Annotated in this window: 12 protein-coding genes; 10 read left to right on the top strand and 2 right to left on the bottom strand. The window is 49.5% G+C overall.

Annotated elements, in window-relative coordinates; genetic code table 11:
• Positions 1–49: 49 nt before the first annotated feature.
• The 4 genes from WBJ53_RS32310 to WBJ53_RS32295 all read left to right on the top strand — a co-directional run bounded on the left by WBJ53_RS32310 (position 50) and on the right by WBJ53_RS32295 (position 5,627).
• Positions 50–2,209, top strand: coding sequence for a PAS domain-containing protein (locus WBJ53_RS32310; protein WP_338877429.1), 2,160 nt, complete (start codon positions 50–52; stop codon positions 2,207–2,209).
• A gap of 312 nt (positions 2,210–2,521) precedes the next feature.
• Positions 2,522–3,514: an aldo/keto reductase gene (locus WBJ53_RS32305; RefSeq protein WP_338877428.1), complete on the top strand. Its 993-nt coding sequence runs from the start codon at positions 2,522–2,524 to the stop codon at positions 3,512–3,514.
• Between the two features lie 87 nt (positions 3,515–3,601).
• On the top strand, positions 3,602–4,552 hold the full coding sequence (locus WBJ53_RS32300; RefSeq protein ID WP_338877427.1) for a helix-turn-helix transcriptional regulator: 951 nt from the start codon (positions 3,602–3,604) through the stop codon (positions 4,550–4,552).
• A 40-nt stretch (positions 4,553–4,592) separates the two neighbouring features.
• The gene (locus WBJ53_RS32295) at positions 4,593–5,627 is read left to right on the top strand and encodes an aldo/keto reductase (RefSeq protein ID WP_338877426.1); all 1,035 of its coding nucleotides are present in this window, start codon (positions 4,593–4,595) and stop codon (positions 5,625–5,627) included.
• Positions 5,628–5,994: 367 nt separating this feature from the next.
• Here WBJ53_RS32295 and WBJ53_RS32290 read toward each other — a convergent pair whose 3' ends face one another.
• Both WBJ53_RS32290 and WBJ53_RS32285 read right to left on the bottom strand, forming a co-directional pair.
• The gene (locus tag WBJ53_RS32290; RefSeq protein ID WP_338877424.1) at positions 5,995–6,708 is read right to left on the bottom strand and encodes a LytTR family DNA-binding domain-containing protein; all 714 of its coding nucleotides are present in this window, start codon (positions 6,706–6,708) and stop codon (positions 5,995–5,997) included.
• Positions 6,705–7,742: a sensor histidine kinase gene (locus WBJ53_RS32285; protein WP_338877423.1), complete on the bottom strand. Its 1,038-nt coding sequence runs from the start codon at positions 7,740–7,742 to the stop codon at positions 6,705–6,707. Before WBJ53_RS32285 ends, WBJ53_RS32290 begins: the two co-directional genes overlap by 4 nt.
• Positions 7,743–7,946: 204 nt before the next feature.
• Here WBJ53_RS32285 and WBJ53_RS32280 point away from each other — a divergent pair, with 204 nt between their 5' ends.
• The 6 genes from WBJ53_RS32280 (at position 7,947) to WBJ53_RS32255 (ending at position 17,112) form a co-directional block, all read left to right on the top strand.
• Positions 7,947–8,681 (top strand): ATP-binding cassette domain-containing protein, encoded by a 735-nt coding sequence (locus tag WBJ53_RS32280; RefSeq protein WP_338877422.1) that lies wholly within the window; start codon positions 7,947–7,949, stop codon positions 8,679–8,681.
• A complete protein-coding gene (locus tag WBJ53_RS32275) occupies positions 8,678–9,448 on the top strand; it encodes an ABC transporter permease (RefSeq protein WP_338877421.1) in 771 nt (256 codons plus the stop codon). The genes WBJ53_RS32280 and WBJ53_RS32275 overlap by 4 nt, the downstream gene beginning before the upstream one ends.
• A gap of 567 nt (positions 9,449–10,015) precedes the next feature.
• On the top strand, positions 10,016–10,609 hold the full coding sequence (locus WBJ53_RS32270; RefSeq protein WP_338877420.1) for a sigma-70 family RNA polymerase sigma factor: 594 nt from the start codon (positions 10,016–10,018) through the stop codon (positions 10,607–10,609).
• A gap of 124 nt (positions 10,610–10,733) precedes the next feature.
• Entirely contained in the window at positions 10,734–11,753 is a 1,020-nt protein-coding gene (locus WBJ53_RS32265; RefSeq protein ID WP_338877419.1) for a FecR domain-containing protein, read from the top strand.
• A gap of 59 nt (positions 11,754–11,812) precedes the next feature.
• Entirely contained in the window at positions 11,813–15,331 is a 3,519-nt protein-coding gene (locus tag WBJ53_RS32260) for a TonB-dependent receptor (RefSeq protein ID WP_338877418.1), read from the top strand.
• 35 nt (positions 15,332–15,366) lie between these two features.
• A complete protein-coding gene (locus WBJ53_RS32255; protein ID WP_338877417.1) occupies positions 15,367–17,112 on the top strand; it encodes a RagB/SusD family nutrient uptake outer membrane protein in 1,746 nt (581 codons plus the stop codon).
• Positions 17,113–17,118 lie beyond the last annotated feature (6 nt).

The following is a 17,118-nucleotide window of genomic DNA, read 5'->3' as shown; positions in this document are numbered from 1 at the left end:
CTTAGTAGGGTGGGTATCTTAGAGGTCTCAACGTACGTTTCTACCCGCTATGCATACTGCCTCTTCCCGGCCAGATAGTCCCCCCTTTACAGCCATCTGGAACCAGCAGGTAGCTCACTTGTTTATGCAGGCCCCTTCGGCCATTGCCGTCGTTGAGGGCCCGGAACAGGTCTTTGTCTTTGCCAATCCTCGCTACCAGGCCATATTCGGCCGTACTCAGGAGCAACTCCTGGGCCGATCGATTCGTCAAGTGTGGCCCGAACTTGAGGGGCAAGGTATCTATGAAATTTTTGAGACGGTCTATCGAACTGGACAGCCTTATGAGGCCCAAGACTATCAAGCCCAGTTCTGGTGTGGACCCTCACTGGTGACGGGCTATTATCAGTTTGTTGCCCAACCCCTGATGGACCAACAAGGTCAGTTGAGCTATATCATGATTCAGGTCATTGACGTTACCCAACTCGTCAAGACCCGGCAAGACCAACATGAGCAGGAAGAACACCTTCACTACACAGTCGAGCTGAATCCGCAAGTCCCCTGGACGGCCGATGCCCAGGGCAACATTGATGGATTTAGCCAACGATGGCTCACCCTGACGGGGCTGACAGCGGCCCAGGCCTTGGGCGAAGGCTGGATGCAAGTGCCTCATCCCGATGATCGGCCGTCTATGGTGAAGGCGTGGCTGCATTCGATTCAGACCGGTGAACCCTATGATGTAGAACATCGCATCCGGCTGGCCGAGGGTACCTATAAGTGGATGCGCTCGCGGGCCTTTGCCCGCAAAGACTCCGCCGGTAGGGTGCTGAAGTGGTACGGAAGCACCGAAGACATTGCTGCCCAAAAAAGTGCCCAGTTGGCCCTGGAACAGAGTCATCAACGAATTACGGCGTTGATCGAAGAAGCGCCCGTGGCCACCAGTCTGTACACTGGACCTGAGCTGGTTATTGAAATAGCCAATGAGATGATGATCACCTACTGGGGAAAAGACCACTCGGTCATTGGCAAACCGCTCGCCCAGGCGTTGCCGGAGTTACAGGGGCAGCCATTTCTGGACTTGCTGGACACTATCTTCAGGAGTGGCACCGTCCATCAGCAACGAGCTGCCCGGGCCGATCTGGTAGTAGGCGGTAAGTTGACAACGTTTTACTTTGACTATACGTACAAACCGTTACGCAATGATCAGGGACAAGTCTATGCCATTCTGAACATGGCCATTGATGTAACCGAGCAGGTGAAAACCCACGGGCAGCTACTGGCGAGTGAAGAGCGCTATCGAAGCCTGTCCCGCGTGCTTGAGCAGCAGGTAGCAGAGCGGACAAACGAGTTGGTAGCAGCCCTGGACGAGTTGGCCAGTACCAACCAGGAGTTAACAGGCAAGAATGCAGACTATGCCGCCATCAACGAAGCATTGACCGCTTCGGGGGAGAAAGTTGAGTACGCCAACCGGGATCTGGCCAAAGCCAACCAAGACCTGGCCCGATCGAATCAGAATCTGGAGCAGTTCGCTTACGTGGCTAGTCATGACTTACAGGAACCGCTGCGCAAAATTCAACAGTTCGGTGATCTGCTGAAAAGTCGGCTTGTCCACTCCTCCAGGGAGGAGCTGGTTTATCTGGATCGCATGCAGCTGGCAGCCAGTCGCATGTCGCAGTTGATAAAGGACCTACTGGCCTTTTCCCGCCTGGCTACCAGTCCGGTCAGCCCGCTGGCTGTGGATCTCAACCGGGTGCTTACTGACGTACTGGACACGTTATCGGTGCTGCTGGAGGAAAGCGGGGCTCAGCTTGAGGTGGATCACTTACCCGTTGTAGCGGGGGATGCCTTGCAATTCGAGCAACTCTTCCAAAACCTGCTCACCAACGCCATCAAATTCAGTGGGCGGGATCAGACAGGCCAGCCAGTCAAGCCAAGGATTCGTATTGGCGCTAGCCAGCTTCTTTCCACCGACTTGCCGGGGTGGGTGAAGCCCGTCCGGCCGGCGGTTGCCTACCACCTGATCGAAGTGACTGACAACGGGATCGGCTTCGAGGAGCACTACCGGGATCGCATCTTTCAGGTCTTTCAGCGGCTGCATGGCAAAGGAGCGTACGCCGGCACGGGCATCGGGCTGGCGATTTGTGAGAAGGTGGTCAGCAATCACGGGGGCGCTATAACCGCCCGTAGTCAACCTGGTCAGGGGGCCACCTTTAGCGTGTACCTGCCCAAGTAGTGGGCTTGGGCAACTCTTGCTAGTTGTCCAAAGCGGTCAGTATTCTAAAAAGGTCCTATTCCTAAGTAGACGGACCTTATCCTAATCTCAAATAAGGCTCCCGCCTGAGACGTAAGGTCGTTCATGAACTTTCTCCGGCTGCAACGACGGGGTCTTCATGTGTTTGCTTATAAATTTGGGCGTTTGTTGTGACACCTAGGTTAGTTGCCAAACGCTTCGTTTTGTGTTGCACAAATCCCAATTCGTTTAGCAGCTAGGCCTCACTTTAGCCTGACCTTTGTCCTAAAAAAACAAGAGTAATCATAATACGATATGGACAGGTTAAAAAAAGTAGCACTCGGTAGCCAGGGATTACACGTGTCGGTTGAGGGATTAGGATGCATGGGCATGACCGATTTTCCCGGTGGCACTGTTTACGGAACGCCCGACCAAGCCGAAAGCATAGCCACCATTCACCGGGCGCTCGAACTCGGGGTAACGATGCTGGATACGGCCGATCTCTACGGCCCCTTTACCAACGAACAACTGATTGGCAAAGCCATTGCGGATAAGCGCCATCAGGTCACGATTGCCTCCAAGTTTGGGTTTGAGATTGACGATACGGACACCATTACCTTCGCCTACAACGGACAGCCCGTTTACGTACGCAAAGCCATTGAGCGATCCTTGAAGAACCTCAAAACCGACTACATCGACCTCTATTATCTGCACCGGCTAGACCCCAATACGCCTATTGAGGACACGGTAGGAGCTATGGCTGATTTGGTTAAAGAAGGCAAGGTACGCTACCTGGGCTTGTCGGAAGTGTCCTCCGACATCATTCGCCGGGCGCACGCGGTGCACCCCATCACGGCCATCGAAAGTGAATACTCGCTCTTCGACCGGGGTGTGGAGGCAACGGGGGTACTGAAAACAACGCGGGAGCTGGGCATCGGTTTTGTGGGCTATTCGCCCTTAGGCCGAGGCTTTCTGTCAGGAGCCATCCAATCGCCGGACGACTTTGAGCCTTCCGATTCGCGCCGGATGTTTCCCCGCTACCAGGGTGACAACTTTTACAAGAACCTGGAACTAGTCCACAAACTCAAAACGATGGCCCAAACCAAAGGGGTTTCGGCTTCGCAACTGGCGTTGGCCTGGGTACTGGCCCAGGACGTGGTAGCCATACCTGGCACCAAGCGCCGGACCTATTTAGAAGCGAACGTGGCAGCCGCCGACATCACCCTAACTCCTTCGGAGCTTACCGCGCTCGATTCGATTCTACCCATGGGCAGCGTAGCGGGGGACGCTTATCCAGTTTTTAGCTGAATAATTAATCCATACATCCGGTTGTTAGTTAATCCGGAGGAGCTAGTCAACAATCCGGCGTTAGGAGTAAGGAGCCTGATTGCTGTAATGCAAAAAAATATGTCGAGCCAGATTCAGACGTTGCATACCGTCACGGAGTACACCCGATTTTACGGCTTACCCGCGCCAGCGCATCCGTTGCTTACCCTGATTGACTTAGGCGCAGCCAACCGCCTGGCAGTGGCCAGTGCCGGTCAGTCTATTAATCAGCCGATCGTGCCACAGTTGTACACCATTTTTATCAAGCGCAATTTGAAAGGGTTGCTTTATTATGGCCATCGGCCCTATGACTTTAGTGAAGGGGTCATGGGCTTTTCGACCCCCGGCCAGGTATTCCGTGTCGATGAATCGTTGGATACCTCCGGGGTAACCGGGTGGATGCTGGTCTTTCATCCAGACTTGCTACGTAAATACCCTTTAGGCAAGAAGATAGGCCACTATGGCTTTTTCTCGTATACCGTCCATGAAGCCCTTCACCTGGCGGAGAGGGAAGAAACCCTGCTCGACCGGTTGCTGGATAATCTGCGGGACGAATGTGAACGGCCGATTGATGCCTTTAGCCAGGACGTATTGGTGGGGCAGATTGAGCTGCTGCTCACTTACGCCGACCGGTTTTACCACCGGCAGTTTTTCACCCGGCGTACGGTTGAGCACGACCGCAATGAGGGATCGTTGTTAAGTCAGTTCGAGACGGCATTGACCGGCTACTTCGCCCAGGATGCCGAACTTCCTTTACCATCGGTGCAGTTTTTCGCCGATGCGCTGAATGTCTCACCGGCTTACCTAAGCGATATGCTACGGATATTGACGGGTCAGAACACCCAGCAGCATATTCACCAGGCCCTGATCGAAAAGGCCAAACAACGGCTGCTCACGACGTCCCTGACGATCAATGAGCTGGCCTTCCAGCTTGGCTTCGAGTACCCCCAATATTTTAGCCGTCTCTTCAAACAAAAGACGGGCCTGAGTCCGGTTGCGTTCCGCTTCTCGGCGCAGTAAGGGATTTAATTCGCTCATCAATTCATAAACGATAACACCCATGACCCTGACTGATTATCAAACGCTGGGGCGTTCAGGCCTTATTGTCAGCCCCTTAGCCCTTGGCACTATGACCTTTGGCAATACGGCCTGGGGTTCGCCGGATGATACTTCCCAACAGATCTTCAATCAGTACCTTGACGCTGGGGGCAACTTTATCGATACCGCCGATGTGTATTCGAGTGGTCGCAGCGAAGAACTCGTTGGGCAGTACATCGCTGAGAGACAGTTGCGCGACCAGGTGGTGCTAGCCACTAAATTTGGTTTTAATACCCAACGAGGCAATCCCCACGCGGGGGGCAATGGGCGCAAGCATATTCATCAGGCGCTCGAGGGTTCACTGCGCCGGTTGAAGACCGACTATGTAGACCTCTACTGGCTGCACGTCTGGGATATGGTGACGCCGGTGGAGGAGGTTCTGCAGACGCTGGGAGCGCTGGTAGAGGCCGGTAAGATTCGGTACTTCGGTTTCTCGGACATGCCCGCCTGGTATACGACCAAAGCCGCTACGCTGTCCGCTGTCCATCATGTACCCGGCCCCATCGCCATGCAGATGGAGTACTCGCTGGTGGAACGCATGGTGGAACAGGAACACCTGCCCGCCGGCCGGGAATGTGGGCTTAGCCTATCGCCGTGGAGCCCACTGGCGGCTGGGTTTCTGGCCGGTAAGTATGAGCGAATTAACGGGGAGGCTAGTGGGCAGGGACGGCTCAAGGGCCCCAATCCGTTTGGTAACTCCAAATTCACCGACCGCAACTGGCAGATTCTCGACGTACTCCGTAGCGTAGCTGGTCAGCTCGACCGTCCTCTGCCCTCGGTGGCTTTAGCCTGGCTTCTGGCGCAGCCCGGCGTAAGAGCTCCCATCATGGGTGCCCGCCAAACGGACCAACTCGAGGACAATCTGGCGTCTTTAACGATCCAGTTTACCCCTGACCAGCATAAAGCTCTGAATGACATTTCGATGCCTAACCTGTTTTTTACGCCAGGTCTTAAAACGATGATTTTTGGCGGAACAGCGGTCCAGGCGTGGCGCTAGTAAGTGGATGTTAAGGCAACACGTTGAGAGAGGTTGATGTGTATTGAAGAAAAGACGTCGACTCGTTCGTGCGCTACTATCTTCTAAATGATTGCAAGGGCTAGTGGTGGCCAGCCCACTAACTACTAAAAGCCCACTTTTGAAGTAATCTATTTTGATGAACTAGAAGGCGACCACTTTTTCGCCTGATGTGAAAGAGTAAACTTATCAACGGTTGAAAAGCTTACTGAATCCTTCCCATAGCCTTCAGTAAACTATTCGCTTAAAACGCTCCCATCTGAGACGAAGAGAGATTTGCGTGTCTGTAATTGGGGCGTTTATTAAGATGGTACGCTTTCCACGGATACATAGTATGTCTGCACAAAAGTTAGCCAATCCGGTTAAAAAATTCTTCCCGGTAGAGTTCTCCGATCGGGACTTCAGTGGTGGCAATCACAATGCGGTTACGCTCAATACTATCAATTTTTGTCAAGGCAACAATAAACGAACGGTGGATTCGGGCAAAGTGGGCGGGTGGTAGTTTCTCCATAAAGCCAGTTAGCGAAAACTGGGTACTAATCTTTTGATGGCGGGTATGCACCAACACGTAGTCTTTTTTGCCCTCAATGAAGAGAATATCGTCTAAATCGACACGCATCGTCTTTACGCCGGATTTGACGAACAGGTGGCCAGTCAACGGTTTGGGTTCAGGCGCGGATTCAGTCGTAGGCAAGCGATGGGTACCGAGTTGGGTTTGTACCTTTTGGACCGCGGCCAGAAACCGGTTGAACGGAATCGGTTTGAGCAGATAATCCGTTACATTCAACGCAAAGGCTTCGACTCCAAATTGGGAATAGGCCGTAGTCAGAATCACCAGTGGGGGGCTCTTCAATGTTTGTAGCAACTGCAAGCCACTTAAACCGGGCATGTCGATATCCAGAAAAAGTACATCAATGGGATTTTGAGCTAAGAATTCAAGCGCTTGCAGCGGGGTTGAGCATAACTTAGCCAGGTGCAGGAAAGGCACTCGCTCGATATAGGATTCCATTACCTCCAGGGCTAGTCGTTCATCATCTACCACTAGGCATCGAGTTTTTATCATAATCGCTGGAAGGTCAATAAAAGCGTAGTTTGAAAGTGCTCACCCGTCTGACTGAGCTGCAATTGATGGCGGTTTTCATACAAGTGGGTTAGCCTGCGTTTTAAGTTGGTCAGCCCAATGCCACCCACCGGCTGGATGCCCGTGGTTCGGATTCCATTCGTGGTGCGTAGGGTCAAGCTGGTCTCATCCAGTACAAGCGAAATAGAGGCAAACTCCGCCCCATGCTTGAAGACATTTTCAACAATCGGCAGCAGCAGCAACGGTTCGAGTCGTACGGTTTCTACATCTCCCTGAACGACAAAATGAAGCGGAAAGTCCAGGGGTAACCGTAGTCGCTGCAAGGCTAGAAAATGCTCGATCATCTCCACTTCTTTTTCCAATGGAACCTGCTCTTCATCCGTTTCATACAGCACATACCGCATCAGCTGAGAAAGCTGCATGATTCCCGCCGACGTGTCTGCCGATTGTTTGATGGCCAGTCCATACAACGCGTTCAAGGTGTTGAATAAAAAATGGGGGTTCAGTTGGGACCGTAAAAAGGAGAGCTCGGTTCTGAGTTGGGTATTCTCGAGTTCCCTTCTCTTCTGCTGAAACGTAAACCAATCAACAGCAAACCGCACGATACAGGCAAGTGCGACAAACAGCACTAATTCAAGAGATCGTAGAATAAATTGTTCCCGATAGGACAAGGGGAAATGACCAGCCTCACCACCCAAGTACCAGTTTCTTAGTCCCTGATAAGCTGGAATGCCCAGGCTCACCAAACCCAGAATGAGCAGCCCATTAACAGCCATAAAACGAGCCACCTTCATGCGAGCCAGTAAGGCGGGAATGAAGTACTGATAGTTGGTATAAAAGACGATCATTTGGGCCAAGATGTAAACGCTAGGATGGCCAATTAGAAAGTTAACGCCTTGATAGGTATTGATATAGATAACTGATCCGATATAGGCTAACCAGACCAGACTATGAAAAAGAGTCGGTAAGTAATCAGGTATGGGTTTGGTGAAGAGTCGCTGGAATCGGTGATGCATAAGGGGATAAAGTTACTGAAAGGAAGCGATCGGATGGGCAGTCATGCCCCCAACGAGCTTTCTGTCGGATTAGACGCCTTTTTTTAGACCGTCAAACCGGTTGGCTGGCCAATTTCACGGGTTGATCAGACCCTGAGCGGTTTCTAAGGTCTCCCTTTTTTCGAGCGGATCGAACTCATTTGTTTTGGACCAAAATCCAATCGAATGACTTACGCCATCCAAACTCATCAACTCAGCTACTGTCAAGGTCAGCAAACAATCGTTGATAAGCTCAATCTACAAGTGCCTGCGGGGAGTATTTTTGGTTTCCTAGGCCCCAATGGTTCGGGTAAAACCACCACAATACGACTGCTGCTGGGACTGATTCAAACCTCAGGACCAAGCATTCAACTATTTGGTCAAGACATTCGGAATGACCGATTGGCGATCCTAGCAAAGGTCGGCGCTTTAATTGAAGCCCCGGTGCTCTACCCTCATTTGACCGGCTATGAAAACCTCCAGATCGGCCGACTTGCCCGCCAAGTGGGGCGAAACCAGATCGACAGCGTACTAGAGATGGTGGATCTTACTCAGGAGGCTAACAAGCGGGTCGATCGCTATTCGCTGGGCATGCGGCAGCGGCTAGGGATCGCCTTGGCGCTGCTGGGAAATCCAGACCTGCTGATGCTGGATGAACCAACCAATGGACTCGATCCGTCCGGGATTCGGGACATCCGTCGTTTGCTGATTGACTTAAGTAAACTCTATGGCAAAACGGTATTTGTTTCCAGTCATTTACTGAGCGAAATGGAAAAGTTTGTGACGCATGTGGGCATCCTCAATCATGGACAGCTGCTGTTTCAGGGATCCCTTACCCAGCTTCAACGTGACTTTTCTGCCGAAAACTCAGCACAAACGCTAGAAGACATTTTTTTAATCCTGACCAAGTCAAAACTATGAATGCAATAACGTATTTGATCACCAGCCTAGAGATGGAGCGGCTGAAGATCAACCGAACGTTAGTCGTCTGGTTAGCCATTTTTGCCCCCGCTTTTGTGGTTGTTATGGCCTTTATGGCTGGGTATACCAATGGCGATAAATTCTATCAACCTGGGGTTAATCCCTGGATCAATTTCTGTGAGCACCTGTTGGCTGGCTGGTCGCTGTTTATTTTTCCGCTCTATGTTTCCTTGCTATCCGCCCTCTACGCAGCACTTGAGCATCAAAACCGAGGTTGGGGCTATTTATATAGCTTACCGGTGCCGAAAAGCAGTATTTATCTGAGTAAGCTGTTCGTGTTGAGTGCCTTGATCGCGCTAAGTCACGTCTTGTTAGTCTTTTTTGGGCTAGGCGCCGGCTGGTTGATGGGTCAGCTAAAGCCAGCCTATGGGTTCCAGGATTTTACCATACCTGCCTTTATGCCCCTGGCTTGTATGAATCTATTTGTGGGCGGCTTAGGCGTGATCGTCATTCAACTACTGATTAGTTTGTGGTATCCGAGCTTTATCATTCCTGCCGGGGTGGGGCTTTTCGCCACCCTGGCAAGCGCTATTGCCCGCAGCCTTCCGGTAAGTCATTATTCTCCCTATCTCTGGCCTTATGCTTTTCTGGCCAACACGCTACAGGTGAACCACTGGAGCTACACTATTTTAGGGTGGAGTGTTAGTGTCTATGTTCTGGGAGCTATGATCAGTCTTTTCCTGCTTGGCCGAAGAAGCCATGTGTAACAAATTTACCATATTTTAGCCATCTCTTAAAAGGCTCCTACTTGAGACTACGCTGTACACTGCTTGGGCAAATGACGGCAGCGGCCGACCGTGAATTATGTACTTTTCCGCAGAAATACCCTATTTACTTAAAACGAACTCGTTAGCCGTATACTTGATGGCTGTTACTTAATGCCAGGCGTCTGATTTGCCTGTAGGGTAGGGTGTCAACTGAAAGTGGATAAAAAGAAAAAATGCGAAGAGTTACAGTATCTCGTCAGCCAAAAGTGGACCGTGAATTATCGCTTTGGGAATCATCGAGACATTCGTTCAATAAAAGGGTATAGAGACCTCCCTCAGGCCGGCATAAAAACCTATAAATAAATAATTTACGCTTGTATCCTCTTCAATCAATATTGTCCACGAAAACCTCGGTATGATTTCAGAGTAACTTATATGTTTTCCAGGATTCTTATCTTAATCCTGTCATTAATACACATTTTGACTTATTCCACCAAATAATATTACTTTGCAATCATTACCAGTCCAGATTAATAGATACATCACTTGGACAACGCATCCACCTCTTTGTCAGATGACGAGGCTCTTTGGAAAACCTTTATAAAAGGCGACGAAACGGCATTTGAGCAACTCTTTACTAAGTATTACTCAATTCTATTTCAGTACGGCCGAAAGTTCTCTCCCGATACCGAATTTGTTAAAGATGCCCTCCAGGAGTTGTTTACGGAATTATGGCAACGTCGAACATTCCTGAGTCAGACTCCTTCCGTACGAAATTATCTTTACAAGTCGTTGCGTCGAAAAATGCTCCGGCTTTCAGGTAACCGGCCTGTGAGTACTGAATTAACCGAAGAGGTTAATCAATTTACTGTCACACTTTCGCCCGAACAACTGTTGATGGATGATGAAAATTCCGATCAACAACGCCAGCAGATGTCGCACTGGCTTTCGTTTCTAACACCCCGCCAGCAGGAGGCTATCTACCTTCGGTTTTATCACGATATGGATTATGATGAGATTGCATCCGTAATGGCCGTAACGAATCATGCCGCCCGAAATCTGATTTACGAAGCGCTTAAGCTTCTGCGTAGTCGGCTAATTTCAATCGCTATTGGTGTCTTCACCACATTACAGACTCAATTTTACCTAGTATTATTATAAGAAATACGGGTATATTATAGTCTATTTATATAATTATTTCTTATTTATCTAAAATTTCTTTTATTTATTCAGGACAAATTCATGCCATTCGGTCTATTCCTTCTTGAAACCGATTTCCTGCTGCATGAACTACGCCAATTACCAGGTAGACGATTTTTTAGCTGATCTCGAATTTGTACGGTGGGTTAAACATCCTGAGCCACACACTGATTTGTTTTGGGCTGCCTTTCTACGTGATTATCCCGATCAGCAGGCTGTTGTACAACAGGCGATAGCGGTGTTGATGGCGTTACAATTTGATGAAGAACCCGTATCGGACACAACCATCAAGGCAGAATGGGAACGTTTCAACAGGAACCTTGCCAGTCAACGCGAATTAGCTGATACGGTACCCATTATTCCGCTTCGCTCCTATCGACCGTTGTGGTGGGCAGCAGCCACTCTGGCGGGTCTACTCATTGGATTACTTTGGTGGGTAAACAAACCAATCCCAGACACCTTTTACCGTACAGCCTTTGGGCAACTGCAGCAGATTCAGCTTCCTGACGGCTCCCAACTTACCCTAAACGCCAACAGTGAAGTTCGTATACCCGGTAACTGGAGTGACCGGGCAACCCGAGAGGTTTGGCTCAAGGGGGAAGGTTTTTTCCACGTTGTTAAGCGTAAAGGACTATCACAGCCGCAGTTCATTGTCCATACGAGCGAATTAGCCGTGGAAGTCCTGGGTACGGCCTTTAATGTGCAGAGCCGACACAATCAGGCTGACGTACTCTTACAAACGGGATCCGTCCGGTTGCAATTGGTTAAAGCGGATACGCTTCGATCCTTGTTGATGCGGCCAGGCGATGGCGTTCATTACCACGAAAAAACCGGTCAGTTAAATCGACGATCGGTACGAGTGGACCGAATGGCTTCCTGGACACGGCGTGTATTGCTGCTCGATGACATGACATTGAGTGAACTGGGACAGGTAATCGAGGACACATATGGCCGGCGGGTAATCATCCGATCCCCCACATTAGCCCAGCGTGTCCTGAGTGGCTCTGTCCCGACGAATAACGAACGGGCCTTACTGGAGGGCATTGCGGTTACCCTGAATGTACCAGTCCATATTGAAAAAGGCACCGTCGTGTTTGGTAACTAAATCACCTGATTTCTGCCAATACAACAAACCGAGAATCTTCTCAAACCCCTTATTCCTAGATGAACATACGACTACTCATTCTAACCGGCTGGTTTGCCGGCAGCCTGGCTATGGGAACTGCGCAGGATTTAGCAACAACGAAACGTCTATCAACGCTACACAAAAATTCAGTTAAACAGCCACAGCAGTTGCTGAAAGACGTATTAAATGATCTCGAAAAACGATTCAGCGTTCACTTTCTGTATGAAGGGACTGTTGTGGAAAATCAACTGGTACACTACGATGCCAGCCGAAAAGACGATGTAGAGACAGCCCTTAAACGTATCCTTACCAATGGCCTTCGCTACCAAAGGGTAGATGGTAGCTTGTACGCTATCTTCCCAGCTACTGGTCCCGGAAAAGCAGGTACGCCCCCGTCAAAAACCAACCGCCTACAGCCAGAAGCTAGTATTGAATCGTCAGCCGATATTAACATGACAGGTACGGTTACCGATCCGGAAACCAATCAAGGGCTACCAGGGGTTAGCGTTGTACTCAAAGGTACCACGACCGGTACGAGCACCGATGGCGGGGGCCATTACCGGATTTCAGTGCCCGATGGGAAGGCCATTCTTGTGTTTAGCTACGTAGGTTATTTACATCAGGAAATAACGGTTGGCAATCAAACGGCCATCAACTTAACCCTAAAACTCGATACTAAGTCACTGGATGAAGTAGTTGTGGTGGGCTATGGCGAGCAGCAAAAGAAATTGATCACCGGAGCCACGAGCCAGGTTAAAGGAGCGGATATTCAGAAACGGAATAATACGGGTGTTTTGGATGCGTTGAAGGGACAGGTTTCTGGCCTGAATATTACCAAAGCGTCAGCTCAACCCGGCGATGGGTTTAAGGTAAGCATTCGGGGGCTAGGTACCACGGGTAATTCAAGTCCCCTGTACGTCGTAGATGGGGTGCCTGTTCCGGATATCAGTAACCTCAATCCAGCGGATATCGAATCCCTCGATGTGCTGAAAGATGCGGCATCGGCTGCCATTTACGGATCGAGGGCTTCGAATGGCGTTATTCTGCTAACCACTAAAAAAGGGAAAGTTGGCAAGGCCACGATTAGCTACGACGGGTATTATGGCATTCAGAACGTGGCCCACAAAATGAATTATCTGGGGGCCAAAGATTACCTAATGCTTACCTCGGAGTATTATACTAACAACAAAATAGCTGTTCCCAATTTCGCTACGTTAATTCCAAACTATGCCGCTATTGCCAACGGCACCTGGGATGGAACGAACTGGTTAGATGCGACATCTAACAAAAATGCCCCCATTCAAAATCACACAATCAATATTACGGGCGGAACGGAACAGGCCATTTACTCGATGGGGGTATCCATGAATTCGGAAGAGGGTATTGTCGGTAAACCAGCAACGCCAACCTACAACCGGCTAACATTCCGAATGAATTCAGAATACACCCTGATTAAAGTGAACAATCGGGATATTCTAAAAATAGGCGAAAATGTCAATTATGCAAGCACCAACCGGCGAGTAACCATTGGCGAGGGGGCGGGAAATGAAACCAGCTTTGCTTCGGTGGCATCCGGAAGCCCGGTCATCCAAATTTATAATCCCGATCCAACAAATCAAGGTCCTTATCCCTATTACCCCTTTAATGTATACGGTAGTCCCACAGGCGTAGCGCCAACAGCTCCAAACCCATTGGCCTGGCTGGATTATGAAAAGTCGGGCAGCTTCAGGCGCGGCAATAACCTGAATGGAAATATCTACCTAATCCTTTCGCCCATCAAGGGATTAGTGTTCCGATCGTCGTTTGGCGTTAACTCCTACACCACCTCCGATCGGAGTTGGGTGCCCGCTTACTTGCTTTCGGCAACGCAGGCCACCTCTTATTTTTATAACCCGATGGATCGAACGGCGCAGTCCATTCAAATGGGAACGAAATGGATTTTCGACAATACCCTGACCTACAAATTCTCCCATCAAAATCAGCACAATTTTGATTTTATGCTGGGGGGCTCAGCCGAAAAAATTGGCATTGGTGAGTCAATCAGTGGCGATAATGCCAATTCACTTTTCAGTAGTTTTGATTATGCCTACCTGACCAACAACAAAACAATAGATCCTTCTTTCACCCACCTTACCGGTTCTCCACTAGTAGCTACCCGTATCTTATCGGCCTTTGGACGTGCTACTTACGATTATAAACAGACGTATTTACTGACAGCTGTATTCAGGGAAGATGGCTCCTCTAATTTTGCCCAGGGAAAACGGTGGGGCTTTTTCCCGTCCTTATCGGCGGGCTGGGCCATGACCAATGAAGCCTTCATGAGCCCCACAAAAGGCTGGCTTGACTACCTGAAACTTCGTGCCAGTTGGGGCCAAAACGGCAATCAGGCGATAAGCCCATTTCAGTATTTATCGACCATCTCATTCACTGGGGCTCCTTTTTTCAGGTATAGCGATAAAACCAAGTACGATAACGGCGGCTATCCCAACATTCTATCGAATCCAAATGTAAGCTGGGAGACATCGGTGCAAACCGATATTGGACTTGATGCCCGTTTGCTGCGTAGCCGGTTAGGGCTTACACTGGACTGGTACCAGAAGCTCACTAAAAACTGGCTGATTCAGGCTCCCATACTTGCCTCCGATGGAACGGGAGCCCCTTACATCAACGGGGGCGATGTGCAGAATAAAGGCCTGGAAATCGCCCTTTCCTGGAACGATCAGATCGGTCTGTTTGCGTATAGTGTTTCTGCCAATTTTGCACACCAGAATAACATAGTGACTAGAATTGCCAACCCAGAGGGTATTATTCACGGCCCTAATGCAGCCCTACACGCCGACCAGAAGGAAACCTATCGGGCTGAGGTTGGAAAACCCATTGGCTATTTCTGGGGCCTTCAATCAAATGGTTTATTTCAAAATACGGATGAAGTACAAAGTTATAAGAGCGCTGACGGCAAAGTTATTCAGCCATCCGCGCAGCCGGGCGATATGCGATACGTAGATCGAAATGGCGATGGAGTCATTGACCAGTCGGATTACACGATGATCGGCAATCCAAATCCCAAATTCATATTCGGTTTTTCCTTTAACTGCTCCTACAAAGGCTTCGACCTAAGTGCCATCACGAATGGCGTTTCCGGCAATCAGGTCATCTGGAACTATTTCAACAATACTAATCACGGTACCTACAATTGGTCGACGCTGGCGCTGGACCGATGGCATGGCGAGGGAACGTCCAATACGACACCCAGAATTAATACTGGTAGTACACAGGACATTACTTTGTCGGATCGGTTTGTGGCCGATGCCGGTTTCTGGCGCATGAGCAACCTGACGCTGGGGTACAATTTTAAAACCTTGTGGACGAATTCGCCCCTAAAACAAATTCGTTTTTATGTGTCGGGCCAGAACCTATTCACAATTACACCGTATAAAGGCTTCAACCCGGAAGTTGGCAATGGAGGCAAAAACGGAGGCAACTGGGCTGGTGGCGTCGACTCTTCGCCTTATCCCCTCGCCCGCACGGTTCTACTGGGCGCTTCACTCAAATTCTGACCCTTCCTGAATCCTTAATTTTAACTTTACTGAGTATGAAAAGTAGAATCTTTCTGCTGCTGATCACGTCGTCCATCCTCTGGACCGGGTGTTCGGACTTCCTGGACACACAGGATTTAACGGAAAAAACAAATGCGACCTTCCCTCTCACGGCGGGGGATTATGATCAGGCCATAGCCGCCGTGTATTCCGCTCAGCGTGATGCCTATTTTGATCAAATCAATAGTTTCATTGGCATTTCGTCCTACCTGGACGATGACTATATTGCCAATGGAAGAGCATTGTTCGATGATCCGATGATTCGGGGATATGAGCGGTATCAGGTTCGCAATTTCGATCAGTTGCTAGTCCCCTGGCAAAATTATTACAAGGCTATCTACCGGGCTAATTTCGTTTTGGAGAGCCTTGCCAAGAATAGCACAGGCCTGACAGACCCGCAAAAAGCAAGTTATAAAGGGCAGGCCCTCTATTTGCGGGCTTCCTGTTATTTAGATCTATGCCGTTTATTTGGTGGGGTACCCTTAAAAACAGCGACCGAATCGAATATTCCGGCAAGAGCTACGGTCGACTCTTGCTTTGCCCGAATTGCCAGTGACTTAAAAAACGCCATTGAGCTAATGCCTGCCAAGTCGTTTCAAAATGTGAATAAAAATAACGAGCTATTCAATGCCAATAAATACGCGGCAGAGGCCATGATGGGACGGGCATTTCTTTTTTACACCGGCTTGTATGGAAAAGCGGAACTGCCACTGGCCGAAGGAGGCACCATATCGAAAGCAACCGTACTGGATTATCTGCACGACGTAATCAATACTAGCGGCTATGGGTTAGTCGACGACTTTCGGAACTTGTGGTTATATGCCTTCGCCAATACGGATTATAAGTACGCCCGAGATAACAAACTCAATTGGATTGGTGAAAAAGGCAATAATAATGAATGCCTTTATATGATCTCGTTCTCTGGCTTGGGGACTAACAACCAATGGGATCGTTTTCAAAATAGCGTGAGCACCTCTGTGCCAGGTATCACGCCGTTTGGGGCAGGAAGTGGCATGAGCGCTGTCAACCCCAAAGTTTACGAGGAGTGGGATAATGATGATCTTCGAAAAACCGGTTCAATCTGGAATGTAAAAGACGCGGGCACAGAAGGGATTGAGTTTAGCAGTACACCCGCACCAAATAGTGGAAAGTTCTATTTTAACTCCCAGAGCAACGTTGAGGAGACCGGGTACATACAAAAAAAGTACTGCCATATCTACGTAACGGTAGGTGGTAAACGTACGGCTGCCAACACGGTACTGAATGGTACGGCCACAAAAAACAATACGAATGACGCTACCGTAGGCCAGTACATTATTCGCTTCTCTGATGTGTTGCTGATGGCAGCCGAATTAGGTAGCCCGAATGCACAAACTTATTTTGATCGGGTCAGGTCGCGGGCCTATCTGAAAAACTCAGGCAATACCCCTATTGCCGGTAAGCCCTTTTATAAAGCAGCCACGCTGGAGAATATTCAGGATGAGCGCAGGCATGAATTCGCCTTTGAGGGTATTCGTTGGTACGACTTACTTCGCTGGCGAATCGTTGACCAGCAAATTGCCAAATACAAAACCGATGTACTGGTTTACAAGTTTGGCGTCCCCGAGAAAATTACCATTCGATACCGGCCCGAAACCAAAGGCCTGCTACCTATTCCTCAAAGTCAGATAAACTTAAGTAACGGCGTATTAAAGCAAAATGAGGGATGGGGTGGTAATGAGGGCATTTATTCCGGCATTTAAATGCAC

The organism is Spirosoma sp. SC4-14 (genome assembly GCF_037201965.1).
Lineage (GTDB): Bacteria > Bacteroidota > Bacteroidia > Cytophagales > Spirosomataceae > Spirosoma.
Note: the sequence above shows the minus strand (reverse complement) of the source record. Positions and strands in the feature narration are given on the sequence as shown.

What these genes read in the sequence shown, in the direction of transcription:
- WBJ53_RS32310 (WP_338877429.1), top strand. Translation starts at nt 50, where the DNA reads ATGCATACTGCCTCTTCCCGGCCAGATAGTCCCCCCTTTACAGCCATC.
- WBJ53_RS32305 (WP_338877428.1), top strand. Translation starts at nt 2,522, where the DNA reads ATGGACAGGTTAAAAAAAGTAGCACTCGGTAGCCAGGGATTACACGTG.
- WBJ53_RS32300 (WP_338877427.1), top strand. Translation starts at nt 3,602, where the DNA reads ATGCAAAAAAATATGTCGAGCCAGATTCAGACGTTGCATACCGTCACG.
- WBJ53_RS32295 (WP_338877426.1), top strand. Translation starts at nt 4,593, where the DNA reads ATGACCCTGACTGATTATCAAACGCTGGGGCGTTCAGGCCTTATTGTC.
- WBJ53_RS32290 (WP_338877424.1), bottom strand. Translation starts at nt 6,708, where the DNA reads ATGATAAAAACTCGATGCCTAGTGGTAGATGATGAACGACTAGCCCTG.
- WBJ53_RS32285 (WP_338877423.1), bottom strand. Translation starts at nt 7,742, where the DNA reads ATGCATCACCGATTCCAGCGACTCTTCACCAAACCCATACCTGATTAC.
- WBJ53_RS32280 (WP_338877422.1), top strand. Translation starts at nt 7,947, where the DNA reads ATGACTTACGCCATCCAAACTCATCAACTCAGCTACTGTCAAGGTCAG.
- WBJ53_RS32275 (WP_338877421.1), top strand. Translation starts at nt 8,678, where the DNA reads ATGAATGCAATAACGTATTTGATCACCAGCCTAGAGATGGAGCGGCTG.
- WBJ53_RS32265 (WP_338877419.1), top strand. Translation starts at nt 10,734, where the DNA reads ATGAACTACGCCAATTACCAGGTAGACGATTTTTTAGCTGATCTCGAA.
- WBJ53_RS32260 (WP_338877418.1), top strand. Translation starts at nt 11,813, where the DNA reads ATGAACATACGACTACTCATTCTAACCGGCTGGTTTGCCGGCAGCCTG.
- WBJ53_RS32255 (WP_338877417.1), top strand. Translation starts at nt 15,367, where the DNA reads ATGAAAAGTAGAATCTTTCTGCTGCTGATCACGTCGTCCATCCTCTGG.